Annotated in this window: 27 protein-coding genes; 21 read left to right on the forward strand and 6 right to left on the reverse strand. The window is 71.4% G+C overall.

Annotated elements, in window-relative coordinates; all coding sequences use genetic code 11:
• Positions 1-4: 4 nt before the first annotated feature.
• Complete coding sequence (locus ACIQH8_RS16490; protein ID WP_401000630.1) at positions 5-1,054, reverse strand: hypothetical protein; 1,050 nt, start codon at positions 1,052-1,054, stop codon at positions 5-7.
• Between the two features lie 197 nt (positions 1,055-1,251).
• On the opposite strand from ACIQH8_RS16490, the gene ACIQH8_RS16495 reads away from it, so the two are divergent.
• Complete coding sequence (locus ACIQH8_RS16495; RefSeq protein ID WP_401000632.1) at positions 1,252-2,568, forward strand: ATP-dependent RecD-like DNA helicase; 1,317 nt, start codon at positions 1,252-1,254, stop codon at positions 2,566-2,568.
• 219 nt (positions 2,569-2,787) lie between these two features.
• Here the strand turns inward: ACIQH8_RS16495 and ACIQH8_RS16500 are convergent, their stop codons facing one another.
• Both ACIQH8_RS16500 and ACIQH8_RS16505 read right to left on the reverse strand, forming a co-directional pair.
• Positions 2,788-3,429, reverse strand: coding sequence for a hypothetical protein (locus ACIQH8_RS16500; RefSeq protein WP_401000634.1), 642 nt, complete (start codon positions 3,427-3,429; stop codon positions 2,788-2,790).
• 10 nt (positions 3,430-3,439) lie between these two features.
• On the reverse strand, positions 3,440-3,847 hold the full coding sequence (locus ACIQH8_RS16505) for a DUF4383 domain-containing protein (RefSeq protein WP_401000636.1): 408 nt from the start codon (positions 3,845-3,847) through the stop codon (positions 3,440-3,442).
• A 207-nt stretch (positions 3,848-4,054) separates the two neighbouring features.
• On the opposite strand from ACIQH8_RS16505, the gene ACIQH8_RS16510 reads away from it, so the two are divergent.
• The 9 genes from ACIQH8_RS16510 to ACIQH8_RS16550 all read left to right on the forward strand — a co-directional run bounded on the left by ACIQH8_RS16510 (position 4,055) and on the right by ACIQH8_RS16550 (position 15,000).
• Positions 4,055-5,353 carry a serine hydrolase domain-containing protein gene (locus ACIQH8_RS16510; RefSeq protein WP_401000638.1) on the forward strand — a complete coding sequence of 433 codons (1,299 nt, stop codon included), beginning with the start codon at positions 4,055-4,057 and terminating at the stop codon, positions 5,351-5,353.
• A gap of 84 nt (positions 5,354-5,437) precedes the next feature.
• Positions 5,438-6,277, forward strand: a complete 840-nt coding sequence (locus ACIQH8_RS16515) for a class II glutamine amidotransferase (protein ID WP_401000640.1) — start codon at positions 5,438-5,440, stop codon at positions 6,275-6,277.
• Entirely contained in the window at positions 6,252-8,027 is a 1,776-nt protein-coding gene (locus ACIQH8_RS16520; protein ID WP_401000642.1) for an MFS transporter, read from the forward strand. The genes ACIQH8_RS16515 and ACIQH8_RS16520 overlap by 26 nt, the downstream gene beginning before the upstream one ends.
• Positions 8,024-9,514 carry a DUF2252 domain-containing protein gene (locus ACIQH8_RS16525; protein WP_401000644.1) on the forward strand — a complete coding sequence of 497 codons (1,491 nt, stop codon included), beginning with the start codon at positions 8,024-8,026 and terminating at the stop codon, positions 9,512-9,514. The genes ACIQH8_RS16520 and ACIQH8_RS16525 overlap by 4 nt, the downstream gene beginning before the upstream one ends.
• A gap of 148 nt (positions 9,515-9,662) precedes the next feature.
• Positions 9,663-11,264 carry a sodium-dependent transporter gene (locus ACIQH8_RS16530; RefSeq protein ID WP_401000646.1) on the forward strand — a complete coding sequence of 534 codons (1,602 nt, stop codon included), beginning with the start codon at positions 9,663-9,665 and terminating at the stop codon, positions 11,262-11,264.
• Positions 11,261-11,428 carry a methionine/alanine import family NSS transporter small subunit gene (locus ACIQH8_RS16535; RefSeq protein WP_155053021.1) on the forward strand — a complete coding sequence of 56 codons (168 nt, stop codon included), beginning with the start codon at positions 11,261-11,263 and terminating at the stop codon, positions 11,426-11,428. The genes ACIQH8_RS16530 and ACIQH8_RS16535 overlap by 4 nt, the downstream gene beginning before the upstream one ends.
• Before the next feature lie 91 nt (positions 11,429-11,519).
• The gene (locus ACIQH8_RS16540) at positions 11,520-12,374 is read left to right on the forward strand and encodes a phosphatase PAP2 family protein (protein WP_401000648.1); all 855 of its coding nucleotides are present in this window, start codon (positions 11,520-11,522) and stop codon (positions 12,372-12,374) included.
• Entirely contained in the window at positions 12,361-13,158 is a 798-nt protein-coding gene (locus ACIQH8_RS16545; RefSeq protein ID WP_401000650.1) for a phosphatase PAP2 family protein, read from the forward strand. The genes ACIQH8_RS16540 and ACIQH8_RS16545 overlap by 14 nt, the downstream gene beginning before the upstream one ends.
• Before the next feature lie 42 nt (positions 13,159-13,200).
• On the forward strand, positions 13,201-15,000 hold the full coding sequence (locus ACIQH8_RS16550) for a SulP family inorganic anion transporter (protein WP_401000652.1): 1,800 nt from the start codon (positions 13,201-13,203) through the stop codon (positions 14,998-15,000).
• Between the two features lie 3 nt (positions 15,001-15,003).
• On the opposite strand, the gene ACIQH8_RS16555 is transcribed toward ACIQH8_RS16550, so the two are convergent.
• The gene (locus ACIQH8_RS16555) at positions 15,004-15,786 is read right to left on the reverse strand and encodes an SDR family oxidoreductase (RefSeq protein WP_401000654.1); all 783 of its coding nucleotides are present in this window, start codon (positions 15,784-15,786) and stop codon (positions 15,004-15,006) included.
• Positions 15,787-15,947: 161 nt separating this feature from the next.
• Here ACIQH8_RS16555 and ACIQH8_RS16560 point away from each other — a divergent pair, with 161 nt between their 5' ends.
• The 8 genes from ACIQH8_RS16560 (at position 15,948) to ACIQH8_RS16595 (ending at position 22,310) form a co-directional block, all read left to right on the forward strand.
• On the forward strand, positions 15,948-16,133 hold the full coding sequence (locus tag ACIQH8_RS16560) for a hypothetical protein (RefSeq protein ID WP_155053041.1): 186 nt from the start codon (positions 15,948-15,950) through the stop codon (positions 16,131-16,133).
• Positions 16,130-17,653 (forward strand): multicopper oxidase family protein, encoded by a 1,524-nt coding sequence (locus tag ACIQH8_RS16565; RefSeq protein WP_401000656.1) that lies wholly within the window; start codon positions 16,130-16,132, stop codon positions 17,651-17,653. Before ACIQH8_RS16560 ends, ACIQH8_RS16565 begins: the two co-directional genes overlap by 4 nt.
• A 115-nt stretch (positions 17,654-17,768) precedes the next feature.
• Positions 17,769-18,152, forward strand: coding sequence for an SHOCT domain-containing protein (locus ACIQH8_RS16570; RefSeq protein WP_401000658.1), 384 nt, complete (start codon positions 17,769-17,771; stop codon positions 18,150-18,152).
• Positions 18,153-18,331: 179 nt separating this feature from the next.
• Positions 18,332-19,831: an ABC1 kinase family protein gene (locus ACIQH8_RS16575; RefSeq protein WP_401000660.1), complete on the forward strand. Its 1,500-nt coding sequence runs from the start codon at positions 18,332-18,334 to the stop codon at positions 19,829-19,831.
• Positions 19,832-19,917: 86 nt separating this feature from the next.
• Positions 19,918-21,588: an FAD-dependent oxidoreductase gene (locus ACIQH8_RS16580; protein ID WP_401000662.1), complete on the forward strand. Its 1,671-nt coding sequence runs from the start codon at positions 19,918-19,920 to the stop codon at positions 21,586-21,588.
• Positions 21,589-21,639: 51 nt separating this feature from the next.
• Positions 21,640-21,765: a hypothetical protein gene (locus tag ACIQH8_RS16585; protein ID WP_268865831.1), complete on the forward strand. Its 126-nt coding sequence runs from the start codon at positions 21,640-21,642 to the stop codon at positions 21,763-21,765.
• Positions 21,766-21,813: 48 nt separating this feature from the next.
• Complete coding sequence (locus ACIQH8_RS16590) at positions 21,814-21,975, forward strand: hypothetical protein (protein ID WP_155053029.1); 162 nt, start codon at positions 21,814-21,816, stop codon at positions 21,973-21,975.
• Between the two features lie 11 nt (positions 21,976-21,986).
• Entirely contained in the window at positions 21,987-22,310 is a 324-nt protein-coding gene (locus tag ACIQH8_RS16595) for a hypothetical protein (protein ID WP_401000665.1), read from the forward strand.
• A gap of 257 nt (positions 22,311-22,567) precedes the next feature.
• On the opposite strand, the gene ACIQH8_RS16600 is transcribed toward ACIQH8_RS16595, so the two are convergent.
• Entirely contained in the window at positions 22,568-23,254 is a 687-nt protein-coding gene (locus ACIQH8_RS16600; protein ID WP_401000667.1) for a hypothetical protein, read from the reverse strand.
• 72 nt (positions 23,255-23,326) lie between these two features.
• Between ACIQH8_RS16600 and ACIQH8_RS16605 the strand changes: the two genes are divergently transcribed.
• On the forward strand, positions 23,327-23,590 hold the full coding sequence (locus tag ACIQH8_RS16605) for a hypothetical protein (RefSeq protein ID WP_401000669.1): 264 nt from the start codon (positions 23,327-23,329) through the stop codon (positions 23,588-23,590).
• Between the two features lie 12 nt (positions 23,591-23,602).
• On the opposite strand, the gene ACIQH8_RS16610 is transcribed toward ACIQH8_RS16605, so the two are convergent.
• Positions 23,603-24,619: a TerC family protein gene (locus tag ACIQH8_RS16610; protein ID WP_401000671.1), complete on the reverse strand. Its 1,017-nt coding sequence runs from the start codon at positions 24,617-24,619 to the stop codon at positions 23,603-23,605.
• Positions 24,620-25,149: 530 nt separating this feature from the next.
• Here ACIQH8_RS16610 and ACIQH8_RS16615 point away from each other — a divergent pair.
• Both ACIQH8_RS16615 and ACIQH8_RS16620 read left to right on the forward strand, forming a co-directional pair.
• Entirely contained in the window at positions 25,150-25,707 is a 558-nt protein-coding gene (locus ACIQH8_RS16615; protein ID WP_401000673.1) for a type IV toxin-antitoxin system AbiEi family antitoxin domain-containing protein, read from the forward strand.
• Positions 25,704-26,564: a nucleotidyl transferase AbiEii/AbiGii toxin family protein gene (locus tag ACIQH8_RS16620; RefSeq protein WP_401000675.1), complete on the forward strand. Its 861-nt coding sequence runs from the start codon at positions 25,704-25,706 to the stop codon at positions 26,562-26,564. Before ACIQH8_RS16615 ends, ACIQH8_RS16620 begins: the two co-directional genes overlap by 4 nt.
• The last annotated feature ends 127 nt before the right edge of the window (positions 26,565-26,691 follow it).

Consider the following 26,691-nt stretch of genomic DNA (forward strand, 5'->3'; position numbering starts at 1 on the left):
CGCGTCAGCGCAGCTGGATCGAGATCGACCCGTCGGGCCTCACGGTCGCGTCGAGTGCGAGCGTGAACGACTCGTCCTGTTCGAGTGTCGAGAACGTGCCGTCGAACAGGGACTGCACCTCGACCGAGATGTGCGCGAGGCCGGGCGTCGGGGGCATCTCGAACGTCGTCTCGCCGGGGACCAGGGTGACCGCCGGCGACTCGACGATGCTCCACGCCGGTTCGCCCACGATGCGGTCGTCGACCACCACGCCGAACGGGCACCCCGCCGGCTGCAGCACGGGCTGGCTCGCGCACTGGTCGACGAGGTACTCGTCGACCTTCGCCTGCACGCGTTCGACGAACGCCGGGGTCGGGAGGGCGTCGACCCTCACCTCGGCCCGCGCACCGGGTTCGACGATCGCCTGGACGGGCACGGCCTCGAGGAGCGTCGACTGGTAGCCGAACTCGTACACGGCGGGCGCGATCGCGAGGTACTGCGTCGTCTGCGAGAACGCCGACAGCTCGTCGCCGGTCTTCGTGGCGCGCGCGTCGAGCGTGAGCGACCCGACCGTGAACAGCGGGCTCTGGGCGGCGGTGACCTCGACCACGGCGAGCGGGCTCGACGCGAACTCCCACCGGTGCAGTACGCCGTAGAGCGGTTCGATCGGGTTCACGTCGAACGCGGTCTGCACGATCGCCGTGTCGAGGCGGTAGCTCACGGTGACCGTGTGCCCGCCGTCGTCGTGGGCCTCGTCGGAGATGACGCGGACGTCTTCGGGGCCGGCGTCGACGACGTTCGAGCGCAGCATCGCGGTGGAGATGTCGGCGGGGAGGCCTGCGCCGGCGAGGTCGCCCTCGTCGAGGCGGACGCCCGGCGTCGCCGCGGCGCTCACGATGTCGTCGCGCGCGATGGCGTCGAGGTAGCGCTCGACGAACGCGGGGGCCCCGTACAGGCTCTGGTTCAGTCCGGCGAGGGCGGCGAGGAACGCCCCGACGAGCATGACGGCCAGGCCCGTCCACCCGGCGATCGCAACGGGCGACAGGCGTCCGTCACGTCGACCCGAGCTCCCCACCCGGCAAGTCTAGACAGGGCGGTGTGACGGAACGGTTTCTCCACAACGCCGCGTGACGCGTCGACGGATGTCGCGCCCGCGCTCCGACCCGCAGCATCGCGGTCTACAGTGAAGACGCCCGCGACGCGACATCCGCCCACGAAGCGCCTCGCGCGCGCCGCCCGAACCCGTCATCACCGCGAACCGAAGGCCCGACGTTGCAGCACGTGACTCTCACCGCCGAGCAGCAGGCGGTGTTCCGGGCGATCGAGCACACGCGCGAGCACGTGTTCGTGACCGGCCGAGCGGGCACGGGCAAGTCGACGCTGTTGAACCACCTGAACTGGAACACGGGCAAGCAGATCGTGATCTGCGCGCCGACGGGGGTCGCGGCCCTCAACGTCGGCGGGCAGACGATCCACTCGCTGTTCCGCCTCCCGATCGGCGTCGTCGCCGATCACGAGATCGACCAGAACGACGCGGTCCGGAAGATCCTGAACGCCATGGACACGCTCGTCGTCGACGAGGTCTCGATGGTCAACGCCGACCTGATGGATGCGATGGACCGGTCGCTCCGGCAGGCTCGCCAGCGCCCGCACGAGCCGTTCGGCGGCGTGCAGGTCGTGCTCTTCGGTGACCCATACCAGCTCGCCCCGGTGCCCGGATCGGGAGACGAGCGCCGCTACTTCGCCGACACCTACCGGTCGATGTGGTTCTTCGATGCGAAGGTCTGGCAGGAGGCGTCCCTGCGGATCTACGAGCTCGGCGAGATCCACCGGCAGCACGACGACGCGTTCAAGCACATGCTGAACGCGGTGCGGCACGGGATGGTGACCGCCGAGATCGCCGGCGTGCTGAACGACACCGGCGCGCGGCGGCCGTTGCCCGAACAGGGCGCGATCACGCTCGCGACGACGAACGAGACGGTGAACCGCATCAACCGTGCGGCGCTGCACCGACTGCCCGGCCACTCGATCGCGAACGAGGCCGACGTGAACGGCGAGTTCGGCGGTCGCGGCTACCCGGCCGACGAGCGGCTCGAGCTGAAGGTCGGGGCGCAGGTCATGTTCCTGCGCAACGACACCGCGGGGTGGGGGGAGGCACCGCGCTGGGTGAACGGCACGATCGGCACGGTCACCTCGCTCGAGCGCGAGGTGCGCGTCGAGGTCGACGGCGAGGAGCACGAGGTCGAGCCGGCGACGTGGGAGAAGTACCGGTACTCGTGGGACCCGGTGGCGAAGAAGCTCGCACGCGACATCGTCGCCGAGTTCACGCAGTTCCCGCTGCGGCTCGCGTGGGCGGTCACGATCCACAAGTCGCAGGGCGCCAGCTACGACACGGCGATCGTCGACCTCGGCTCGAGGGTGTTCAGCCCCGGACAGACCTACGTGGCGCTGTCGCGGCTGACGAGTCTCGAGGGCCTCTACCTCGCGAGGCCGCTCGTGCCGCGCGACATCATCGTCGATCGCGACGTGGAGCGGTTCATGTCGGGCGCATCGCGCGACCTCGGAACGGCCGACGAGCTGCCCGCCTGAGCGCGTCCGCGAGGGCGGCGCTCGCGCGGACGGTCTCGCGGAGGCCCGCGCCGACGCCCCCGCGATTCACAGGAGAATCCGCGATGCACAGGAGCCCGCTCCGGTTCCGATCCTGCGGATCGCAGATTCTCCTGTGGAACGCAGCGATCGACGGGTGCTCCTGAACAGGAAGCGGCCGGGGGCGTCATCGCCACGCGCCCCCGGCCGCGGTCGGTGGGTTCAGTGGTGGTGGGCCGGCTCGGTCGGCGCGTCGACGGTCTGCGTGCCGTGCTCGCCGTGCGGAACGGCCGAGCGGCCGGCCTCGGTGGCGGCGAGCGCCGGCGTGGCGAGCGCGGAGACCAGTACGGCGCCGATCGCGAGACCTGCGAGTGAACGCCGGGCCTCGGCGGTGGGGGAGGGGCGTGCCGGCGTTCGCCGGGCGGCGGTGGTGCGTGAGACGGCGGATGCCTCCGGCTGGGCCGGCACCGCGTGGGTGGGGGTGGGCGAGGGGGCGGATGCCTCCGGCTCCGCCTGCGCGGCCCGAGCCCGTCGTGCGGCGGGGGCGACCGACAGTGCGACCGCGGCGAGGAACACGCAGGCCGCCGCGAGCGGCAGGCCCGGGACATCCGTCATCGAGCCGGACGCCACGGCCGCGCCGGCCAGGAGCAGCGTCGCGACGGAGACCGCGAGCACGGTGCGCGGGGCGAGTTCACGCCCCGCGCGGAGGGACAGGACGCCCCAGCCGAGCGCGGCGACGCCGAGCCCGGCCAGGACGACCTGCGTTGCACCCCCGGCACCGGCGGCGAGGGCGGTGCCGACCAGCCCGCCGCCGAGTGCGGCGAGCATGGGCCAGGTCCGGGTCATCGTCGCCGGTGCGCGCATGGCCGGCTCCCTACGCCGTCGCCACGCGTGCGGAGCGCTCCGCGCCGACGCCCACGCCCAGCAGCACGATCGCGCTGGCCAAGTGCAGGAAGTGGTCGGGCGTGTTGAGCGCGAGGATGTTCGCCGGCGTGCCGGCGATGAAGAAGCCGACGACTCCGAGCAGCAGGTACGCCGCGCCGACCACCGCGTTCACGGTCTTCGCCGCCGCGACGTTCGACAGGCCCGCGATCAGCAGGGCCGCGCCGATGGCGAGGTGCGCGATGTTGTGGAGCGGGTTCACGGCGAACACGCCGAGCAGCAGTCCGCCCTCGGTCGCGATGAACCCGACGCCGCCGGTCACGGCGAAGCCGAGCAGGCCGACGAGGACGTAGACCGCGCCGAACACGGTCGCGGCGATGCGGTTGGGTGAGTTCTTCATGGCGATGCCTCCTTGTCGTCGCGCGGCGGACGCCGTGCTGGGAGGGGTTCGGCACGACGTCTGAGCCGGATTGGATCGGCGGTCCCGTCGATCGGGGGACACCGGCGTCGGGCGCGCGCGAGTGAGCCGCCGGGGCGCGGCGGAGCGCCGTGCGGAAGGCGGCGGCGATCGGGTTACAATCGCAGCGGACACACGGCGGGGGGCACGGTGGCTGCACGGACATGGCGGATGCGTCGGCTGATCGCCGCTGCGCTGGCGCCCGTGTTCGTGATCGCCGGGCTCGCATCCTGCACGTCGTCGGAGAGTCCCGCCGCCGACTTCGACCAGGTCGAGGGGGCGTTCGACGACTCGGTCGTGGAGCAGCTCGATGCCACGCTCGCCGAAGCCGTCCGGCTCAGCGGGTCGAGTGGAGCGGTCGCCGGCGTCTGGGCCCCGTGGGCGGGCAGCTGGGCCGTCGGCACGGGCACGGTCGACTTCGCCGACGGCGCCGCGCGGGTCACGACCGACACCCGCTTCCAGCTCGCCGACGGAACCGGCGAGCTCACCTGCGCCGTGATGCTGAGGCTCGTCGACGCGGGCGTCGTGAAGCTCGACGACCGGGTGTCCGAGATGGTGAAGGGCATCCCCGGACTCGAGGGCATCACGCTCGAGCAGCTGTGCCGCAATCGCTCGGGCCTGGCCGACTACTACGCCCCGCTCCGGGCGCACTTCGTCAAGAACCCCGAGCGGATCTGGCCCGCCAACGAACTGCTCGCGAGCGGCCTCGCCGCGGGTCGGAAGGGAGACCCGGGCACGATCTGGGTCGAGTCGCGCACGGGCATCCTGCTGCTGACCGCGGCGCTCGAGGAGAAGACGGGGCGCACCTGGAGCGACCTCGCGGAGCAGTACGTGCTCGATCCCCTGGAACTCGAGGGCACCTCGTTGCCCGCCCCGACCGACGTCTCGTATGCGGGTGCACTGGGCGGCTACGCCGCCTCGTACTCGGGGGCCGAGCCGGCCTGCGACGCGATCGTCGACGTCTCCCGGCGCTCCAGCTCGATCGGCGGCACCGCATCCGGAGCGCGCACGACGCTCGCGGACGCGAAGGCCATCAGCGAGTCGTTCGCGACCGGGGCCATGTTCCAGGAGGGCACCGCACGCGACGTGTGGACCCTGACCCCGCTCGGCGGCGACGCACCCGGATGGCAGGCGCAGGGGATCGGCGCCCAGCAGTTCGGGCCGCTGCGCGGCGTCGCCGGCGAGTCGACCGGCGCGCTCTCCGCGATGTTCACCGACCCGGAGACCGGGCTGACCGTGATCCTCGCGCTGAACAACTCCACCGGCGGCGAGGTGCTCGTGCGCGAGGCGGCGTTCGCGCTCGCGTCGATCGCCTCGAAGGCGTCGCCCGAAGAGGGCCGCGACCTGCCGCTCGTCGAGCTTCCGTGGTCGCTCGAGCAGGCGACGCAGCGCATGACGGACGCCGCGCCGTGCCCCATCCCGGCCGAACCGGCCGAAGCCGGGGAATGAGACTTTGGGCCCGCCGCGAGCGTTCGGACGGGTCCAGAATGGCGCCGACGGGGAGCGGGCTCCGCGCCGGGGGGAGGCGTTCGCATGTGCCGATGGTTGGCGTACTCGGGTGAGCCGCTGAGGACCTCGGCGGTCCTGCTCGATGCGAAGCACTCGCTGGTCGCCCAGTCGCTCGACTCGCCGCTCGGCGCGGAGACGGTGAACGGCGACGGGTTCGGGATCGGGTGGTATCCGGCGGGCGCCGTCGCGGGGAGCATCCCGGCCGTGTTCCACAGCACCGAACCCGCGTGGAACGACGACAACGTGCGCGAGCTCTCCCGGGCGATCGAGAGCCCCCTGTTCTTCAGTCACGTGCGGGCGGCGGCGGGGCCGCCGATCCAGCGGACGAACTGCCATCCGTTCCGCTGGGAGAACTGGCTGTTCATGCACAACGGCTTCCTGTCGGAGTTCGCGAAGGTCAAGCGCGACCTCACGTTCGCGATCGACCCGTCCCTCTACCCGCACGTGCGGGGGACGACCGATTCCGAGGTGCTGTTCCACCTCGCGATCACGAACGGGCTGGCCGACGACCCCGTCGCGGCACTGCGGGCGACGGTCGATCTCGTCGAACGCGTCGGTCGCGACCACGGCGTGATGTTCCCGATGCAGGGCACCGTCGCCGTGGCCGACGGCGCGACGATCTGGGCGCTGCGCTATTCCACCCAGGGTCGTTCCCGGACGCTCTTCCACTCGGTCGACATCCCCACGATCCGCGAGATGTACCCGGATGCCGAGCGGCTCACGCAGTTCGGCGAGCGCGCGCACGTCGTCGTCTCGGAGCCGTTGAACGATCTGCCGGGCATCTTCGTCGAGGTCCCGGAGTCCACCATCGCCGTCCTCGACCGAGAGGGATACCACCATGAGCCCTTCCGAAGCGCAGCCTGAGCCCGCCGGCGAGACTGCGCCGGCGGAGGGGGAGTCCTCGGCCGGCGCACCCGCGCGGACGTCGTGGGTGGTCGTCGCGGCCCTCTCCGCGGCGCAGTTCGTGATGGTGCTCGACAGCACCGTCATGAACGTGTCGATCTCGCAGGTCGTCGAGGACCTCGACACGACCGTCTCCGCGATGCAGGCCGCGATCACGTTCTACACGTTGACGATGGCCGCCCTCATGCTCGTCGGCGCGAAGCTCGGCGACGTGTGGGGGCGGCTCCGAGCGTTCGTCATCGGTGCGATCATCTACGCGATCGGGTCGCTGACGACGGCGCTCAGCCCGAACATCGTCGTGCTCTTCACCGGTTGGAGCGTGATCGAGGGCGTCGGCGCGGTGCTCGTCATCCCCGCGATCGCGGCGCTGATCGCCGACAACTACGAGGGCCGGGCGCGGGTGACCGCGTACGCGATGATCGGGGCGGCGTCCGGCGCCGCGGTCGCAGCCGGACCGCTCATCGGCGGCTTCCTGACCACCTACGCCTCGTGGCGGTACGTCTTCATCGGCGAGGTCGTGGTGATGGCCGTCGTGGTGCTCTTCTCGCGTCGGATCGTGGACCGGCACGAACCGGCGAGGCTGCACATCGACCCGCTCAGCGTCGTGCTCTCGTCGGCGGGGCTCATCGCGATCGTGCTGGGGATGCTGCAGAGCAAGACCTGGGGCTGGATCGTGCCGCTGGACTCGCCGGAGATCAACGGCGTGCCGGTCGAGCCGCTCGGCATCTCGCTCACGACCTGGCTGATCATCGTCGGCGGGGTGCTGCTCGCCTGGTTCGCGGGTCGGCAGCGTGGACTGCTCGACCGGGGCCGCGAGGCGTTCCTCGACGTGTCGCTGCTGCGCATCGACCGCCTGCGGAGCGGACTGTCGGCGCTCGGGGCGCAGTACGCCGTGACGGCGGGCCTGTTCTTCATGGTGCCCGTCTACCTGCAGATGACGCTCGGGCTCGACGCGCTGCAGACCGGCATCCGGATCTTCCCGCTCTCCGTGTCGCTCATCATCTTCTCGTTCGCCGGGACGCGTCTCTCCCGCATCTGGTCGCCGCGACGCATCGTCCGCGTCGGGCAGGTCGTGCTCGTCGGCTCCGCCGTGCTGCTGCTCGCCTCGGTCGACGAGGAGCTGCGCCAGGTGGCCTTCAGCATCGGCATGTTCATCGCCGGCGCCGCGCTCGGCCTGCTCGCATCGCAGCTCGGCAACGTGAACATGTCGAGCGTCGGGCCCGAGAAGTCGAGCGAGGTCGGCGGCATGCAGGGCGTGTTCCAGAACCTCGGATCCTCGCTCGGCACCGCTCTCATCGGGTCGGTGCTCATCGGGGCGCTCGCGACCTCGTTCGCGTCCGGGGTCGCCACGAGCGACCTGCCGGCCGAGGTCCGGGACGCCGTGGCCGAGGCGACGGCGGAGGGCGTCGAGCTGGTGCCGGCCTCGACGGTCCAGGGGATCGCCGAGGACGCGGGGCTCTCGAGCGCCGACGCTGAGGAGTTGAGCGAGACGTACGGGCAGGCGCAGCTCCAGTCGCTGCGGGTCGCGTTCGTCGGGCTGATCGGCATCGCCCTGCTCGCGCTCCTGTTCTCCCGCGGCATCCCGAACGTCGTGGAGGGCGCGAGCACGCGCGGTCGGCGCGACGCCGCCGATCCGGGCGCCGAGCAGGAGGACCCCGATCCCGCCGCCGAGCAGGACGACCTCGCAGGGGCAGGAGAGGAGCGGCCATGAGCACGACGGTGGGCTTCGACGGGCGGGTGACCGACCCCGACGCGGAGACGGGCCCGCATCCGACGGGCATCGAGGAGCTCGCGCCACGCGACGACTTCGGCGCGCGCGCCTCCGCGGGCCGGGCGGCGCGCGCCCGGGCGCCGCGTACCTCGCACGCCGGCTGGACGCCGTCGCCCGACCGGGCCGATCCCGTCGCCCTGCTCGAGGAGCAGGCGACGACGCGCGTACCGGAGCTCGTCCCGATCCGATACGCCCGCATGGGCCGCACGCCGTTCGACTTCTTCCGCGGTGCGGCGCTCATCATGGCCGCCGACCTGGCCACCACCCCGGTCTCGGGCATCACGGCGCAGATCTGCGGCGACGCGCACCTGTCGAACTTCGGGGTGTTCGCCTCGCCCGAGCGCGATCTCGTCTTCGACATCAACGACTTCGACGAGACGCTGCCGGGGCCGTGGGAGTGGGACGTGAAGCGGCTCGCGGCGAGCCTCGAGGTCGCGGGCCGCCACCGCGGCTTCACGGTGGGGGAGCGCCGGGACGCGGTGCTCGCCGCGGTCCGTGCCTACCGCGAGCAGATGCGGCGATCGGCGAGGGCGCGCGTGCTCGACGCCTGGTACGACCGGCTCGACGCCGACGAGATCCGTGCGAGGCTCCGTCGGGAGCGGGAGTCGAACCGCGTCGGCAAGGCGCAGGTGAAGCGCACGGAGGCGGCGCTCGCGAAGTCGCGCACGCGCGACAGCGTGCGGGCGTTCTCCAAGCTCGTCACGATCGAGGGCGGTCGGATGCGGATCATGGCCGACCCGCCGCTCATCGTCCCGGTCGAGGACCTGATCGAGCGGGGCCTCGTCGAGGAGGACATCCCGCGGATCATGCGCGGAATCCTGCGGCAGTACCGCACGACGCTCCGGCTGCCGCGGCATCCGGTCGACGAGTACGAGTACGTGCACATGGCGCGGAAGGTCGTCGGCGTCGGCAGCGTCGGCACGCGGGCCTGGATCGTGCTGCTGCGCGGGCGTGGCGACGACGACCCGCTCATCCTGCAGGCGAAGGAGGCGGAGGCGTCGGTGCTCGAGCGCTTCCTCCCGGCGAGCCGCTACGAGCAGCACGGCGAACGGGTCGTGCAGGGCCAGCGGCTCATGCAGTCCGCGAGCGACCTGTTCCTCGGCTGGCAGCGGGTCGTGGGCGTCGACGGCGTGGAGCGCGACTTCTACATCCGGCAGCTGCACGACTGGAAGGGTTCGGCCGACATCGAGGTCATGCAGCCGCGCGGCGCGAAGCTCTACGCCGAGGCCTGCGGCGAGACGCTCGCCCGCGCCCATGCCCGCGCCGGCGACCGCGTCGCGATCGCCGAGTACCTCGGCGCCTCGGACCGATTCGATCGGGCGATCGCGGAGTTCGCCTCCGACTACGCCGACCAGAACGACCGCGACTTCGCCGCGTTCACGGCGGCCGTGGCATCCGGTCGCCTGCCGGTCGCCGATCGGTACTGAGTTCCGAGGACCGGAACGGGGGGCGGATGGCGCGGCGGCGCGCGCCGAACGGAGGCTGCGGCATCCGCCCCGCCCTTGGTAGCGTTCAGTCGTTCGGGTCGCACGGCGATGGTGCCGCGACCGCAGGCGACGGGCCGGGGAGGCGCGAATGTCGGCAACCGCAGGCGAGCACGGGGCGGCGCAGCCGCGCGAGATGTGGACGGGGCAGGTCGGCTTCATCCTGTCGGCGATCGGGTCGGCCGTCGGCCTCGGCAACATCTGGCGATTCCCCGGGGTGGCGTACGAGAACGGCGGCGGCGCGTTCCTGATCCCCTACCTCGTGGCGCTCGTGACGGCGGGGATCCCGATCCTGTTCCTCGACTACGCGCTCGGGCACCGATTCCGCGGCGCGGCGCCGACCGCGTTCCGCCGTCTCGGCGGCGGGCGCCTGAAGTGGCTCGAGAGCCTCGGCTGGTTCCAGGTCATGATCTGCTTCGTGATCGCGCTGTACTACACGGTCGTGATCGCCTGGGCGGCGAGCTACTTCGTGTTCTCGTTCGACCTCCGCTGGGGCGACGACACCGCGGGCTTCCTGACCGGCGAGTACCTGCAGGTCGGCGACCCGGGGTTCTCGTTCACGTTCGTGCCGGCCGTGCTCATCCCGCTGGTGATCATCTGGATCGCCGCGATCGTCGTCCTCGCGTTCGGGGTCGCGCGGGGCGTCCAGCGCATCAACGTGATCTTCCTACCGCTGCTGGTCGTCGCGTTCGCCGCGCTCGTCGTCCGCTCGCTCTTCCTCGACGGCGCCGTCGACGGGCTGAACGCGCTGTTCACGCCCGACTTCTCGGCGCTCGCGGACCCGAACGTCTGGATCGCGGCCTACAGCCAGATCTTCTTCTCGCTCTCGATCGCCTTCGGCATCATGATCACGTACGCCTCGTACCGCAAGCGGCGCGCGAACCTCACGACACCGGGTCTCGTGGTGGCGTTCGCGAACTCGTCGTTCGAGATCCTCGCGGGCATCGGAGTGTTCGCGACCCTCGGCTTCTTCGCGTTCCAGCAGGGTGTCGACGTCGCCGAGCTCGAGGGCCTGACGGGCGTCGGGCTCTCGTTCATCACGTTCCCCGCGATCGTCTCGCAGATGCCGGGCGGCCCGATCTTCGGCGTCCTGTTCTTCGGCTCGCTGGCCATGGCCGGGTTCACCTCCCTGCTCTCGGTGCTGCAGGTGGTCTCGGCCGGCTTCCAGGAGAAGTTCGGCCTCACGCCCCGGCAGGCCGCCGTCCGCGTCGGCATCGTGTCGATGGTCCTCTCGGTGCTGTTGTTCTCGACGACGACGGGGCTCATCGCGCTCGACACGGTCGACAACTGGGCGAACAACATCGGCATCGTCCTCTCGGCCGTGCTCGCCGGGATCTTCGCGTTCTGGGTGCTGCGGAAGGGCCCCGAGCTGCGGTACCACCTGAACGCGGTCTCGACGTTCCGGGTCGGCGGCGTGTGGACGCTGCTGGCGGGCGTCCTCGCCCCGATCGTGCTCGGCTACATGCTGGTCCAGCGCATCGTCTCGCTCATCGTCGAGGGCTACGCCGGCTACCCGGAGTGGTACCTCGCCGTGATGGGCTGGGGCACGGTCGTGTTCTTCGCCGTGGCGGCGCTCGTGCTGACGGGCGTCCGATGGCGGCGGAGCCCGGATGCGTTCCGACCGTGGCCGCCACTGCCCGAGCGGATGTCGCAGGCTGATGCCACCACGACGGCCGAGGGAGGCCGGTCATGACCGGGACGGCGATCTTCTTCCTCGTGCTCGCGATCGTGCTCGTGTGGGGCGGGTTCACGGTGAGCGTGCTCGCGCTCAGCCGCAAGCCGGACCGACACGACTTCCCGCCCGGCGGGGAGGACGACCACCGCGAGGACATCGGGCCCGTCGAGCGGGACACCTGAGCGTCGGGGCCGCAACCCCCCGACCCGCCGGGCTCGCGCGCGGCATACTGTGGTGACCTCCGCGGGTGCGGAGGCGGAGAGGAGGTGCGCCATGGCCGAACCCGAGGCCGGCATGCAGGGGAGCGGGGCGCAGGGCACGGCGTCGACCGAGGCGGGTGCGGACGGAGAGGCCCGTCCGGGCCGCTGGCGGCGATTCCACGAGCGGTTCATCGTCGAGGAGCGGTACCTCTCCGCGCGCGCGCGCCGGAACCTCTACGTCACCGCGGCGGCGCTCGTCGTGGTCGGACTCGTCGGATTCTTCGTCGTGCTCGACTCGATCCTCGAGTCCGACGACCTCTCCTACATCGACGCACCCGTCGAGGCGTGGTTCGACTCCGGCCGCGACGACTGGCTGACGGTGTTCATGATCGTGCTCGCCGTCGGCTTCGGTCCGATCGCGATGCCCATCATCATCCTCGTCACCACGGTCGCATGGGGCGTGTTCGCGAAGCACGCGTGGCGCCCGCTCCTGCTCGCGGGCGGCATGATCCTCGGCGTGATCACCGTCCAACTGCTCGCACCGCTCATCGCACGCGACCGGCCGCCCGCCGACGAGATGCTCTTCGGCTACGATCCGAGTTCGTCGTTCCCGTCGGGGCACGTCATGGGCGTCGCCGACTTCCTCTTCATCGGCACCTACCTGGTCTTCTCCCGGCACCGGCGGCCGGTCATCACGACGTTGGCGTTCGTGGCGGCCGCGGTCGTCGTGCTGCTCACTGCGGCGTGCCGCATCTACCTCGGCTACCACTGGGCGACCGACGCGCTCGGGTCGATCTTCCTCTCGCTCGTCGTGCTCGGCCTCGTGATCGCGGTCGACACGTGGCGCACGGTGCGCGTCGGCACGGCCGAGCAGATCGCCGAGTCCGACCGGCGGCCCGAGGCGTGGGGGCGCGATGAACGGCGCTGACGCGGGGCACGGCCCGTCGGGCGGCGACGCCGCGCGCGCGGCGGAGGACGCGCGCGCGACGCCGCCGCCGACCGGGCGGGCCGGACACTCCGGGCACCCGCACCCGCACGCGCCCGCCCCGCTGCGCGTGAGCCGCCGCCCGTGGCTCGTCGCGGGCATCATCGCGCTCGTCGCGGTCGCGCTCGTCGGCATCGTGATCGTCCACACCGAGCGCCAGGCGTTCGGCTTCGAGGTCGACCTGATGACCGCGCTCGCGGCGGCGCGGACGCCGGCGGTGACGACGATGGCGCTCGCGCTCGACGTGCTGGGCGGGGGCGTGCTGTCGAACGTCGTCTTCCCGATCCTCATCGCGGCCGCGCTCCTCGTCTGGCGGCGGCCGTGGGCGGCGCTCTACTTCGGGATCGCCGCCCTCGCGAGCGCGGGGGTCACGCGGCTCGTCAAGGTCACGGTCGGTCGCGTCCGACCCGAGGACATCCTCGTGCACCCCGACTTCGGTTCGTTCCCGTCGGGGCACAGCTCGGCCGCCGCACTCATCGCGACCGCGCTCGGCCTCGTGTTCATGCGCACGTGGGTGTGGGTCGCGGGCGTCGCGTGGACCGTGCTGATGATGCTCAGCCGCATGTACCTCGGCGCGCACTGGCTGAGCGACACCGTCGGCGGCGCGCTCGTCGGCGCGGGTGTCGCCCTCGTCGTCTGGGCGCCGTTCGCGTACCGCCTCTATCGCGAGAACCGCTTGCCGCACCCCCCGATCTGGCGATCGCTCGACACGTCGGCGAAGGCCTGACGCGCGCCCGCGGCATCCGCCATCATCGGAACCGGAGGCCGGATGGGCGCGAACGACGAGCAGGGGCGACGACGGATGCCGCGGTGGGTCCCGCCCGGCGTCGAGGTCGCGCGCCACTACCGCCGTGACTGGCTCGTGCCCGACCTGCGCGCTGGAATCGTCGTCACGGCCCTGCTCATCCCGGCGGGCATGGGGTATGCGCGTGTGGCCGGCCTCCCGCCGGAGACCGGGCTGTACGCGACCATCGTCCCCCTGCTCGCGTACGCCCTCTTCGGTCCGAGCCGCATCCTGGTCCTCGGGCCCGACTCGGCACTCGCACCGATCATCGCGGCGGCGATCCTGCCGCTCGCGATCGGCGACGACGAGCGGGCGGTCGCGCTCGCCGGACTGCTCGCGATCATGGTCGGCGCGATCCTGCTCATCGGCGGCGTGCTGCGCCTCGGTTTCGTCACCGACCTGCTCTCCAAGCCGATCCGGGTCGGGTACCTGAACGCGATCGCCCTGCTGGTGCTCATCTCGCAGGTGCCGCCGCTGCTCGGGTTCTCGGTGGACGCGGACTCGCCCGTCGCCGAGGTCGGCGCGATCGGGGCCGCGCTCGTCGGCGGTGAGGTCGAACCGCTCGCGACGGCCTTCGGGCTCGGCTCGCTCGCGGTGATCGTCGGGCTCACCCTGCTGCGCTCACCCGTGCCCGGCGTGCTGGTGGCGGTCGTCGTCGCGACCCTGCTGACGTGGATCCTCGGTCTCGGCGAGCAGCTGCCGGTGGTCGGCGCGCTGCCGCAGGGCCTTCCCGCTCCCGCGCTCGCCGGACTCGAATGGTCGGATGTCGCGGGGCTCGCGCTGCCTGCCGCCGGCATCGCGCTCGTCGCCTTCACCGACACGGCGGTGTTCTCGCGTTCGCTCGCCGCGCGCCGGGGCGAGACCGTGGACGGCAGCGCCGAGATGGCCGCGATCGGATCGGCGAACGTCGCCGCGGGACTGTTCGGCGGGTTCCCGATCTCCGCATCGTCGTCGCGCACGCCGGTCGCCGAGCAGGCCGGGTCGAAGTCGCAGCTCACGGGCGTGATCGGCGCGGTGCTCCTGGTGCTGTTCATCCTGCTCGCGCCCGGCGTGACGGCATTCCTTCCGTCGGCGACGCTCGCCGCGGTGGTCGTGATGGCCGCGGCACGGCTCATCGACGTGCGCGGGTTCGTGCGGCTCATCCGGATGGACCGGGTGGATGCCGCGCTCTCGGCGGCCGCGTTCGTGGGCGTGTTCGTGTTCGGCGTCATCCAGGGCATCGCCGTGACGATCGGGCTGTCCCTCCTGGCGTTCGTGTACCACTCGTGGCAGCCCTACCGTGCGGAGCTCGGTCGCGTCACGGGGCTCCGCGGGTACCACGACCTGTCGCGCAATCCGGAGGGCGAGCGGATCCCCGGCGTCGTGATCGTGCGCTTCGACGCCCCGCTGTTCTTCGCGAACGGCGGCCTGTTCGACGACTTCGTCCGCTCGCGCGTCGAGGCGGCGGGGCCGGAGGTCCGCACCGTGATCCTCGCCGCCGAGCCGATCACCGACATCGACACGACCGCGATCGACGAGTTCGTCGAGCTGGACGACTGGCTCGCGAGCCGCGGCATCCGCCTGGTCATCGCGGAGATGAAGGATCCCGTCGTCGACGTGCTCCGACGCTACGGCCTGGAGGACCGGTTCACGCCCGACCGGTTCGCGCCGACGGTCGGCGCGGCGGTCGACGAGATCACGGGTACGCTCCGCGGCGACCTGGAGGGCACGAAGTGGGAGGGCGACCGACCCGGGAATTCCGACGGGCCGGCGCAGCCGGACGGGCCGGCCGGGCCGGACCGCTGAGACTCACCAGTTCGATTCGCCGCGGATGATCGCGTCGGAGCCGCCGTCGATGAAGACGACCTGCCCGCAGAGGTGCGCGTTCTCCTCGCTCGTGAGCCACGCGAGCAGGTAGGCGACGTCGCGTGGCTGGAAGATGCCGTTCAGCGGCATGGGCACCATCTCGAGGATGGAGGCGCGCGCCTCCTCGGTGCTCGTGTACGCCTCGGTCATCGGCGTCTCGACGACGCCGGGTGCGATCGCGTTCAGCGGGATGCCCGCACCGGCCCAGTCGGCCCCGGGCGCGTTGCGCCGGATCCACCGCACGAGCGCCCGCTTGGTCGTGCCGTAGATGAGGCTCCCCTGCTCGGGCGTCCCGGCCTCGAGCTCGGCCGCGCGCGCCATGGCACCGGGTTCATCGCCCTCGAGGAACGCGTCGAGCAATGCGTCGTCGGGTGGGAAGAGCGAGGCCATCGACGCCGTCGCGACCGCGCGCGGCGCGGGCGAGCCGGCGAGCAGCGGCCGGAGCCCGTCGAGCGTCGCGAGCGCTCCGAAGTAGTTCACGGCGGCGGTCTTCGCGATCGGGAGTGCGAGGCCCGCGTTGGCGATGATCGCATCGATGCGCCCGCCGCTCGCCTCGGCGACCCCGGAGACGAGGTCGGCGCGGCCCTCGGCGGTCGTGAGGTCGACGTTCACGTCGGCGTCGTGCAGGTCGACCCCGATGACGCGGCCGCCGCGTTCGACGAGGAGGTCGGCGGTCGCGCGACCGATGCCGCTCGCGGCTCCGGTGATGACGTAAGTGCGTGGCATGGCTGCTCCGGGTTCGATTCGGATGTCGCGCGGTCCTCCGACGCGCGTGGCCGCGGTGCGGCCTCCCTCTCGAGCCTGCCCGTCCGCGCGCCGAACGCGCGGGCCGTTGGGCCCGTGGCGGATCCCGTGCGCCGCATAGCCTCGGATGCGGGAGGTGCGCGATGAGCAACGGTTCGAACGCGGGTCTCGCCGGCGGCGGCGCGATCTACGGTCTCGGGATCTTCGGGGCCTGGGTGTACTTCTGGCAGCAGGCCGACGCGTTCTGGGAGTACGTCTGGGCGATCTTCCAGGGCCTGTTCTGGCCGGCGTTCATGGTCTACGAGCTCTTCGCGGCGCTCGGCGAGTGAGCGGTCGGGACCCGGGCGGGTCCGGCCCGAGCCGGAGGGCGCTCCTGATCGGCGGCGCGTCCGCGGTCGGCGCGATCGCGCTCGGTGCGGGTGGGCTCGCGTGGTGGACCTCGACGCGGCTCGACGGTGGCGGCACCGGCGCGTCCGACCCGCCCGGTGATGCGCCGGACGCGGCCGACGGCACCGTCGGCGAGACGTTCCGCGAACCCGAGGCCCGCACGAGCTCCGACGGGCGCCTCGACGTCGAGCTCGCGGCGGGGCTCACCACGGTGACGGTCGACGGCCGGCAGGTGCGGGTGCTCGGATTCGAGGGCGGCATGCCCGGCCCGACGCTCCGGGTGCGGCCGGGCGACCGCATGTCCGTGCGGTACCGCAACGACCTCGGCGCGACGACGAACCTGCACACGCACGGCCTCGAGGTCTCGCCCGAGGGCGACTCCGACAACGTCTTCGTGATGATCCCGGCCGGCGGCACGTTCGACTACTCGTACGAGCTCGGCGACGACCACCCGCCCGGTGTGTTCTGGTACCACCCGCACCACCACGGCACGACCGCCGACCAGCTGTTCGCGGGGCTGTACGGCGCCATCATCGTCGAGGATGCCGAGCCGATCGACGTCGCACGCGAGCGCGTGCTCGTCATCGCCGACATCGCCTTCGACGCGAACGGCGACGTGGCCGCCCCGACACGCGTCGACCGCATGCTCGGACGCGAGGGCGACCTCGTGCTCGTGAACGGGCAGCTGCTCCCGACGATGGTCGCGGCGCGGGGTGAGCGCGAGCGCTGGCGGATCGTGAACGCCTGCACCTCGCGGTACCTGCGCCTGCGCCTCGACGGTCAGCGGATGCAGCTGCTCGGCATCGATGCGGGACGCTTCCGCGAGGCGCGGGAGGTCGACGAGATCGTGCTGCTGCCGGGCAATCGCGCCGACGTGCTCGTCGAGGCGACCGCGGGGGAGGCCGTGCTGCAGACCCTGCCGTTCGACCGCGGCAGCATGGGCATGATGGGCGCGCCGCGCAGCGCGACGACCGGCGCCGACCTGGCGCGGTTCGTCGTGTCGGGGGATGGTGCGGCCTCCGCCGCACCGCTGCCCGCGCCATCCGCTGCGCTTCGAGACCTGCGCGACGAGGAGGTCACCGGGCGACGGACCCTTACGCTCGCGATGGGCGGGATGGGCGGCGGCATGGGTCAGGGGATGGGGTTCACGATCGACGGGCGGACCTTCGCCGAGGGCCGGACGGACATCGAGCAGCCGGCGGGCACGATCGAGGAGTGGACGATCGAGAACACGAGCACGATGGACCATCCGTTCCACCTGCACGTGTGGCCGATGCAGCTCGTCGAGGTCGACGGGCGACCGGTGGACGGCGTGGACCGGCGCGACGTGGTGCCGGTTCCGGCCGGCGGGCGTGTCGTGGTGCGGATCGCGTTCGAGGGCATCACCGGGCGCACGGTGTACCACTGCCACATCCTCGACCACGAGGACCTCGGCATGATGGGCGCCATTCGCGTCGCCTGACGGCGGCCCCGCCTCCCGACGCGCCGGATGCCGGAATCGGGACCAAAGGCCATCGGTTCCGGGGGGCCACGAGTACCGTGTGATTCGTCGAGGCCGTCGTCGAAAGGACACCCCCGTGGATCTCTGGCAGTGGTTCTGGTTCTTCTTCTGGATCTTCGCGTACGTCGCGTACCTGATGGTGCTGATCTACATCGTCATCGACATCTTCCGCGACCACTCGCTGAACGGTTGGCTGAAGGCGGTGTGGATCATCTTCCTCGTGTTCCTGCCCTGGATCACCGGGCTCGTCTACCTGATCGCGCGCGGGCGCGGCATGGCCGAGCGTTCGGGGCGGCAGCAGGTCGAGTACGAGACGCACACGGCCGAGGAGTACCGGCAGATCTCGTTCGCCAGCCCGTCGGAGGAGATCGCGAAGGCGCAGGCGCTGCGCGACCAGGGCGTCATCAGCGACGGCGAGTTCGAGGCGATCAAGGCGAAGGCGCTGGGGTCGAAGTTCTGAGCGCCGGGGCGACCGACGCGCGGCACCGGGCACGGTACCGCGAGATCGGGGCGGTCCTGCGCCGGCACAGCTTCGGCTTCCTGGCCGGGCTGCTCGGCGCGGGCCGCCGCAACCCGTTCCGTCGCGCGCCGACGGACGCCGACGCGGAGGCCGCCGTCGCTCCGGACGCGCCGGAGCACGTGCGCCGCGCGCTCGAGGAACTCGGCCCGACCTTCATCAAGTTCGGGCAGCTGCTCTCCACGCGTTCCGACCTCGTGCCGCCCGCCTACGCCGACGAGCTCGCGAAGCTGCAGGACGCCGCGCCGCCCGTGCCCGTCGAGCAGATCCGGGCGGTGATCCGCAGCGAGCTGGGCGCCGAGGCCGAGGAGCTGTTCGCCTCGTTCGAGGACGCGCCGCTGGCGTCCGCCTCCATCGGGCAGGCCCATGTCGCGGTGCTCCACGACGGCACGGAGGTCGTCGTGAAGGTCCGCCGGCCCGGCGCCGTCGCGCAGGTGCAGCAGGACCTCGAGATCCTCCGCAACCTCGCCGACCGAGCGACCCGCACGTGGAGCCTGGCCCGCGAGCACGACGCGCGGGGCCTCGCGGAGGAGTTCGCGCAGACCCTGCTCGCCGAGCTCGACTACCTCAAGGAGGGGCGCAACGCCGAGCGCTTCGCCGAGGACTTCGAGTTCGAGGCGGATGTCGCGATCCCCCGCGTCTACTGGGACTACACGACCTCGCGCGTGCTGACCCTCGAGCGGATGACGGGACTCAACGTCGGCGATGCGGCTGCGCTCGACGCGGCGGGCGTCGATCGCAGGCGCGTCGCCCGTCGCGGCGCCGAGATCGTCCTCAAGATGACCTTCGAAGACCGCTTCTTCCACGCCGACCCGCACCCGGGCAACCTGTTCGTGCAGCCCGACGGCACGATCGCGCTCATCGACTTCGGCATGGTCGGCGAGATCGACGAGTCGCTCCGCGACCAGCTCGGCGCGCTGTTCGTCGCGCTCGTCCGCGGCGACCCCGAACGGCTGGCGGCGGCACTCATCGTCCTGTCGCCGACCTCCGCCGGCGTCGATCGTGAGCTCCTGCAGGACGACCTCGCCGACTTCCTCGCCAGGTACCGGCTCGACTCCCTGCGCGACACCCCGTTCGCGCGCATGATCGCCGAGCTCTTCGGGATCCTGCGCCGCCATCGGCTGCGCCTGCCGCGCGAGATGGCCCTGCTGTTCAAGGCGCTGCTCGTGATCGAGGGCCTCGCGATCCGGCTCGACCCGGAGTTCCGGCTCGGGGAGACCCTCCGGCCGTACGCCCAGCGGCTGGCCCGGGAACGGCTCAGCGCGATGGTGCTCGCGAAGCGACTCGCGCGGGCGACGGCCGACCTCGGCGAACTCGCACTCGACCTGCCCGGCAGCCTGCGACGACTGCTCGAGCACGCCGACGAGGGCGGGATCCAGGTGCACCTGCGCGCGGCCGAGCTCGAGCCGCTCGTGGGCCGCGCGGAGCGGATCGGCAACCGGCTGGTCGCCGGCATGATCAGCGCCGCACTCATCACCGGGGTCGGCGGGATCGTCCGGAGCGAGCGGAGGTGGCGATCGTGGGAGGGCGTCATGCTCGGAACGGGGCTCGGCGTGCTCGGCTCGCTCGGCGGCTACCTCGCCTGGACCTCTCGGCGATCGGGGTTGCGCCGGCGCCGGTGATCGGGTCGCCGGTGCCGCGGACGGTGCCTGAGAGATACCCGTGACCTATTTTGACAATACCCCGGGGGTATTGTTACCGTGGAGCCATGACCTCCAAGCGCTACCTCATCATCGGCGGTGTCGCCGGCGGCATGTCCGCCGCGACCCGACTCCGTCGCCTCGACGAGCACGCCGACATCGTCGTGCTCGAGCGCGGCGGCCACGTCTCGTTCGCCAACTGCGGCCTGCCGTACTACCTCGGCGGCGTCATCGAGGAGCGCTCCAGCCTCCTCCTGCAGACTCCCGCCTCGCTCGGCAGCCGGTTCAACCTCGACGTGCGCGTCCGCACCGAGGCCGTCTCGATCGACCGTGAGGCGAAGACCGTTCGCGTCCGCGACCTCGTCACCGGCGAGGAGACCACCGAGGCGTACGACGCGCTCGTGCTCTCACCCGGTGCCACCCCGGTCCGTCCGCCCATGCCGGGCGGCGACCGCATGCTGACTCTCCGCGACATCGACGACGTCGACCGCGCGATGGCCGAGCTCGAGGTCGCCCCGCGCACCGCGCTCGTCATCGGCGCCGGCTTCATCGGCCTCGAGATGGTCGAGAACCTCGTGCACCGCGGCCTCGACGTCACGCTCGTCGAACTCGGCGACCAGGTCCTCCCGCCGCTCGACCCCGAGATGGCCGCGCCCGTGGCCGACCGCCTGCGCGACGCCGGCGTCGACGTGCGCCTCGCCACGCAGGTGACCGAGCTCCACACCGACACCGCGCTCCTCAGCGACGGCACCACCGTCCCCGCCGAGTTCGTGCTCGGTTCGATCGGCGTGCGGCCCGACACCTCGCTCGCCACCGCGGCCGGTCTGGAGATCGGCGAGCGCGGCGGCATCCGCGTCGGTGACGACCTGCGCACCAGCGACCCGCACATCTGGGCCATCGGCGACGCCGTCGAGAAGCTCGATGCGATCAGCGGCGAGCACCGGCTCGTTGCGCTCGCGGGCCTCGCCAACCGCCACGGCCGGCTCGCCGCCGACGCGATCGCGGGCCGCGACATCCGCGTGCGCGACGCCCTCGGCACGGCCGTCGTGGGCGTCATGGGCCTCACGATCGCCACGACCGGCTGGCCCGAGAAGCTGCTGCGCCGCGTCGGGCGCGACGTCCGCGTCATCCACACGCACCCCGCCTCGCACACCGGGTACTACCCGGGCGCCGAGCAGATGGCGCTGAAGCTCGTCGTCGATGCCGAGACCGACGAGATCCTCGGCGCGCAGGGCATCGGCGGCGACGGCGTCGACAAGCGCATCGACGTCATCGCGACCGCGATGGCCGGCGGCCTCACCGCCTCAGACCTCGCCGACCTCGAGCTGGCGTACGCGCCGCAGTTCTCGTCGGCGAAGGACCCGGTGAACATGCTCGGTTACGTCGCGCTCAACGCCGCCGAGGGTCTCACTCCGTCGATCCAGTGGCACGAACTCGACGCAGCCATGGCGGATGGCGCCGTGCTCGTCGACGTCCGCACGGCCGGCGAGGTCGCCGCGGGCGCCATCCCGGGCTCGGTGAACATCCCGCTCGACTCGTTGCGCGACCGCGTCGACGAGCTGCCCGCCGGGCGTCTCATCGTGCACTGCAAGGTCGGCCAGCGCGGTCACACCGCGGTGCGCCTGCTCGCCCAGCTCGGCCGCGAGGCCGTGAACCTCGACGGCGGCTACCTCACGTGGTCGGCCGGCGAGTCGGCCCGGCGTCACGCCGAGGTCCGCGAGGCCGCGGCCGCGGCCTGACACTCCGATCCACCACCACCACCACGCACACTCGAACCAAGGAGAACCACCATGTGCAGCCCCGTCACCTGTTCCTGCGGCAAGACCACCTGGTCCGGCTGCGGCCAGCACATCGACTCGGTGAAGGACGTCGTCCCGGCCGACCGCTGGTGCGACGGCGACCACGGCGACCGCTGAGCCGCGGCATCCGCCCCACCCACCACCCTTCGAACTGAGGAGCACCACATGTGCCGAGCCGTCACGTGCCGCAAGTGCGGCAAGACCACCTGGGCCGGTTGCGGCCAGCACGTCGACCAGGTCATGCGCGGCGTGCCGCGCAACCAGCGCTGCGCAGGCCACGAGAACGAGCCCTCGACGGGCTTCTTCGCGAAGCTCTTCGGGCGCTGAGCCGGTCGCCCGTGCTCGTGCGCGACGACGTCCGCGCGCTCCGCGCCTCGGCGGCGACGGCCTGGTCCGAGACGATGGGCGATGCCACCTCGTGCGCGCTCGCGAAGGACGGCCGGTCGCACCCCGCGGGCAAGTTCCACGAGGGCCGCACGGCGGCGCTCGGCGAACTGCTGCGGGCGCTGCCGGCGGATGCGTCGGGGCCCGGGATCGCCGCGCTCGCCGCGTCGCTGGCCGACGTGTGGGGTGCACGCCCGGTCCCGGGCGGCGGGAGCCGCGACTGGGAGAGCTACCGCGCCGGCGGCGTCGATGCGCTTCGCGCGGTCGCGACATCCTGACCGCTCCCGCGAACGCCGGCCTCCCCCCGGCTGCATCATTCGCCCGCTGAGTCAAGGGTCGGGCGGGGATTCATCGAAACCCGATCCGTCATGCAGACTCGTCAGGTCGAGGCAGGCCACCAGGGGGATGCGCGACCTCGACCATCCGCCGGCGAGTCGGGGTTGTGCGAGGAGTGGGGACTCCGGGGACGCGCTCCCGGCTCGCCCGTGGCATCCGTCGAGCCGTTCGCCACCGCGGTCGCCGATGCTCCCCGACGCTACTGCAGGACGCGCGCTGCAGGCCGCTCGCCGACGGCGTGCGCCGGCTCCGCGTTCCGGCCGGTGAACTCGAGCGCATCCGACACCGCTGCAGCCAGCAGAGCGACGAGCCGCTCGTCGCGATCGGGCACGACGGCCGTCGCGATTCCGTCGACGGCGCCCGTGATGACATCGCGGCACTGCTTCACCGACGTGCGCGGGCGGCCCCGACCGACCTCGTCGATGAACCGGATGGCCCAGGCGTCGGCCGCCGGAGCGGAGCGCAGCGCGGACTCGGCGAGTTCGCGCGCATTCGCGGAGAACGCGTCGTCGCGGTCCCCGATCGCGGCGAGCGCCGCCCGGAGCCCCACCGCCTGCGACCGCTGGCGCTCCTCGGCGGCGACCGGCAGGGCCGCGTGGGCGGCTCGAACGGCGAGCAGGAGGTCGAGTCGCGGATCATCGCTCGTCACGCCGATCACCGACGGGATGAGCGGGGTGAGGCGGGTGCGCCCGGCATCGGTCGTCCGGTCGTTCACCAGTCGCGCGAGGTGCGCGAGCGTGCCGTGCGTGCACTTCGGGTGGTCGGTCCACCGCTCGCCCGCGAGGTACGACGCGAACTCCATGAAGCAGGCGCCGCGCCGCGGCGAGCGGTGCCGCCCCGGCGACAGGATCGGCACGAGGTCTGGGTGAAGCGTGGCGTCTCGCATGGGACCTCCCTCTGCTCTCTCCACTGTGCGCCCGTCGGGCCGCCGATTCAAGTGCTGGCAGGTCACCGCCGGATGGGCGTCGATCCGCTCCCGTCGCCCGACGCGTTGGCCAACGGACAACCGATCGGCGACGTCGTCGGCGTGCCGACGTGCGTCGCCCTGGGGGAGACGTTCACCGTGGTGCTGGAGGACGTCCAGTCCTGTGTCACGAACATCGTGCTCGGGATCACCGTCGATGGCGCCACGACCGAGACGGTCGTCTCCGCCACGAACATCCCGGGCGGGTCGGAGTCGGAATGCGCCACCCTGCGTGGTGAGGACGACGTGCCGGAGTGAGCCCCGCTCGCGTCACGGGCGTCCGTCGTCGACGGAGGTCGACGACTGCTCGGCGACCGGCGTGCCGCGGTCGCCGCGGGTCTTGGCGAGGCTGGCGACGGTGGCCACGGTGATCGTCGCCGCAATGAACAGCAGCGACAGCCAGATCGGGATCTCGGGGATCACCGTGATCGGCTCGCCGCCGTTGATGAACGGCAGCTCGTTCTTGTGCAGGGCGTGGATCAGCAGCTTCACGCCGATGAAGGCCAGGATGACGGCCAACCCCTGCGCGAGGTAGACCAGCCGTTCGAGCAGGCCGCCGATCAGGAAGAAGAGCTGACGCAACCCCATGAGTGCGAACATGTTGGCCGTGAAGACGATGTACGCCTCCTCGGTCAGCCCGTAGATCGCCGGAATCGAGTCGACCGCGAAGATCAGGTCCACGAAACCGATGGCGATGATGGTCAGCAGCATCGGCGTCGCCCATCGCCGGCCGTCCCTCCGCACCGTGAGCCTGTCCCCGTGGTACTCGTTCGTCACCCGGAGATGACGGCGGACGAACCGCATGAACCCGCTGTCGACCGGATTCGAGGCGCCGTGGGAGAACGCCTGCTGGTAGGCGAGGAACAGCAGCAGCGCGCCGAACAAGTAGAACACCCAGGAGAAGTTCTCGATCAGTGCGGCACCGACGGCGATGAAGACACCGCGCAGGATGAGCGCGATGACGATGCCGATCATCAGCACCTTCTGCTGGTAGATCTTCGGCACCGCGAAGCTCGACATCACGATGAGGAAGACGAACAGGTTGTCGACGGACAGCGCCTTCTCGGTCAGGTAGCCGGCGAAGTACTCGCCGCCGTACGTCCACCCGGAGACGACGCCGATCCCGACGCCGAACAGCAGGGCGAGCGCGATGTAGAACGCCGACCACCGAGCCGACTCCCCGATCGTCGGCTCGTGGGGCTTGCGGACGTGCGCGAAGAACTCGTAGACGAAGAAGGCCACCGTGACGGCGACGGTGACGACCCAGACGAGGGGGGTGACGTTCAAGGGAGGCTCCAAACCTGGCGTGGACGGATCGACGCCAAGGTCTTCTCCATCCCCTCGATCGGGAACCGATGGCCCGGGATGCGACGTGCATCCGTAATGACGAGCGATCGTGCCGGAGTACTCCCCCTGGTCCGCGCAGTCTACGGGAAGCCGCCGGGTGTTTCCTCCCCGGTGTGCGGCGACGGCTCGGAGATCAGATGGAACCCCGCTCGAGGTGCACAGGAACAGAGCCTGATCAGGGAATTCACGAAGAGCCGATGACGGTGATCGAACCCGCGCTGTCTGCTTGGGAAGCAGAAGTTCCTAAGTGGCGTTTCACGTTGGTTCACTCGGGTTCACCCGCCGCGGAATGACGCGGAACGTGAAACGTGGTGCGTTCGCGTGAACTCGGCAAAACCGTGAGTTAACCGTGAGCACGGGGCCCGAGGTCCCGTCGCTGAGGTCACGGCCGCCGAAGCCTTGCTGGCACTAAACGTCATCAGCTATTATCAACTGTACACATTATGTCTCGGCAAAGGAGGTGGCCTGCGGTGGAAACGCTGACGCCTGGCGCTGCGGGGCGTGAAGGCATGTCCCGCAGCGGGTTCTATCGTGCCGCTCGGGCGGGCGAGTATGAGCGGATCGCGCGTGGCATCTACCTGCCTGCCGAGGCTTCGGCGGCGGATTGGGATTTGCTCGAGGCCGCGACCCGTCGCCCGGATGCGATGATCTGCCTGGCTTCGGCGTTGGCCCATCACGACCTGACCGATGCGATCCCGACGGTGTTGGATGTCGCGATCCCGCGGGGGTCCCGGATCCCGGCCGGCAGCGGGTCGATCGCGTGGCATTCGTTCGACCGTGCCACGTTCGGGGTCGGCCGAGAGGAGATCCCGATCCCTGGTACGGACCTGATGATCGGCATCACGTCGCCGGAGCGGTCGATCGTCGACGCGTTCCGGCTCCGTGGCGAGACCGGATACGAGCTCGGTCGCGACGCGTTGAAGGAGTGGTTGCGTCGTGGTGGCAAGCCGGCCCGGCTGATCGAGATCGCGTCCCGCCTGCCGCGCGCGAAGGGCCCCGTGCTGCAGGCGCTGGACGTGCTCGCGTGAGCGCCGGTGACGAGGTGTTCCACCGGCTGCAGTCTGCGGCACGCTCGACCGCAGCGAAGCATGGCACGCCTGCTCCGACACAGGAGTACCTGATCCGGCACACGCTGGAGTCGTTCCTGGACCGGCTCACCCGAACTGGGCACGCCGAGGACTTCGTCCTCAAGGGCGGCATCCTGCTCGCCGCGTACGGTGCGCGCCGTCCGACGAAGGACGTCGACGCGAACGCGGTCAACGCCGACGTCACTGCCGCCCACCTCGCCAGGGTGGTCCGCGACGTCGCTGCCGTCGCGGTCGAAGACGGCGTCGCGTTCGACGCGGCCACGACCACCGTGCAGCAGATCCGCGAACACGCCGACTACCCCGGCCTGCGCGTCCGTGTCGACGCGGAGATCGGGCCCTGGCTGGGTGCGGCGGCATGGGATGTCTCCACCGGCGACCCGATCGTCCCGGCACCGCGCAGGGTGCGGATCGACCGGGTGCTGGGCGACCCGATCGAATTGCTCGGCTACGCACCCGAGACGACCATCGCCGAGAAGGGCGTGACCATCCTCGAACGCGGCATCACCAGCACCCGCTGGCGCGATTACGTCGATATCGTCCAACTCGCCGGGCAGGGCATCGAGCCCGAGGAGCTGCTGGGCTCGGCACGCGCAGTCGCCCGCTACCGTGGAATCGAGCTTCAACCGATCGCTCCGCTCATCGTCGGCTACGGCGAAGTCGGGCAGGCGAGATGGGCGGCATGGCGACGCAAGGAGCGGCTCGAGGCGATCTCCGAAGAGAGCCTCGACGCGCAACTCAGCATCGTCGCTTCCCTGCTCGACCCGATCTTCACGCTCGACAACGGAACGACGAGCTGAGGCTCGACCGAGCTGACGAGCCATGATCATCTACACCGAAACCCGGACGACTATGGCAGCTTGATTCGGGACCGGGATGACGGCTTGATCTGAGACCACCCTTGGGCTTCTCGGTGTGTTGTGACGG

The sequence above is a fragment of the Agromyces sp. GXQ0307 genome (genome assembly GCF_044769845.1).
Taxonomy (GTDB): Bacteria; Actinomycetota; Actinomycetes; order Actinomycetales; family Microbacteriaceae; genus Agromyces.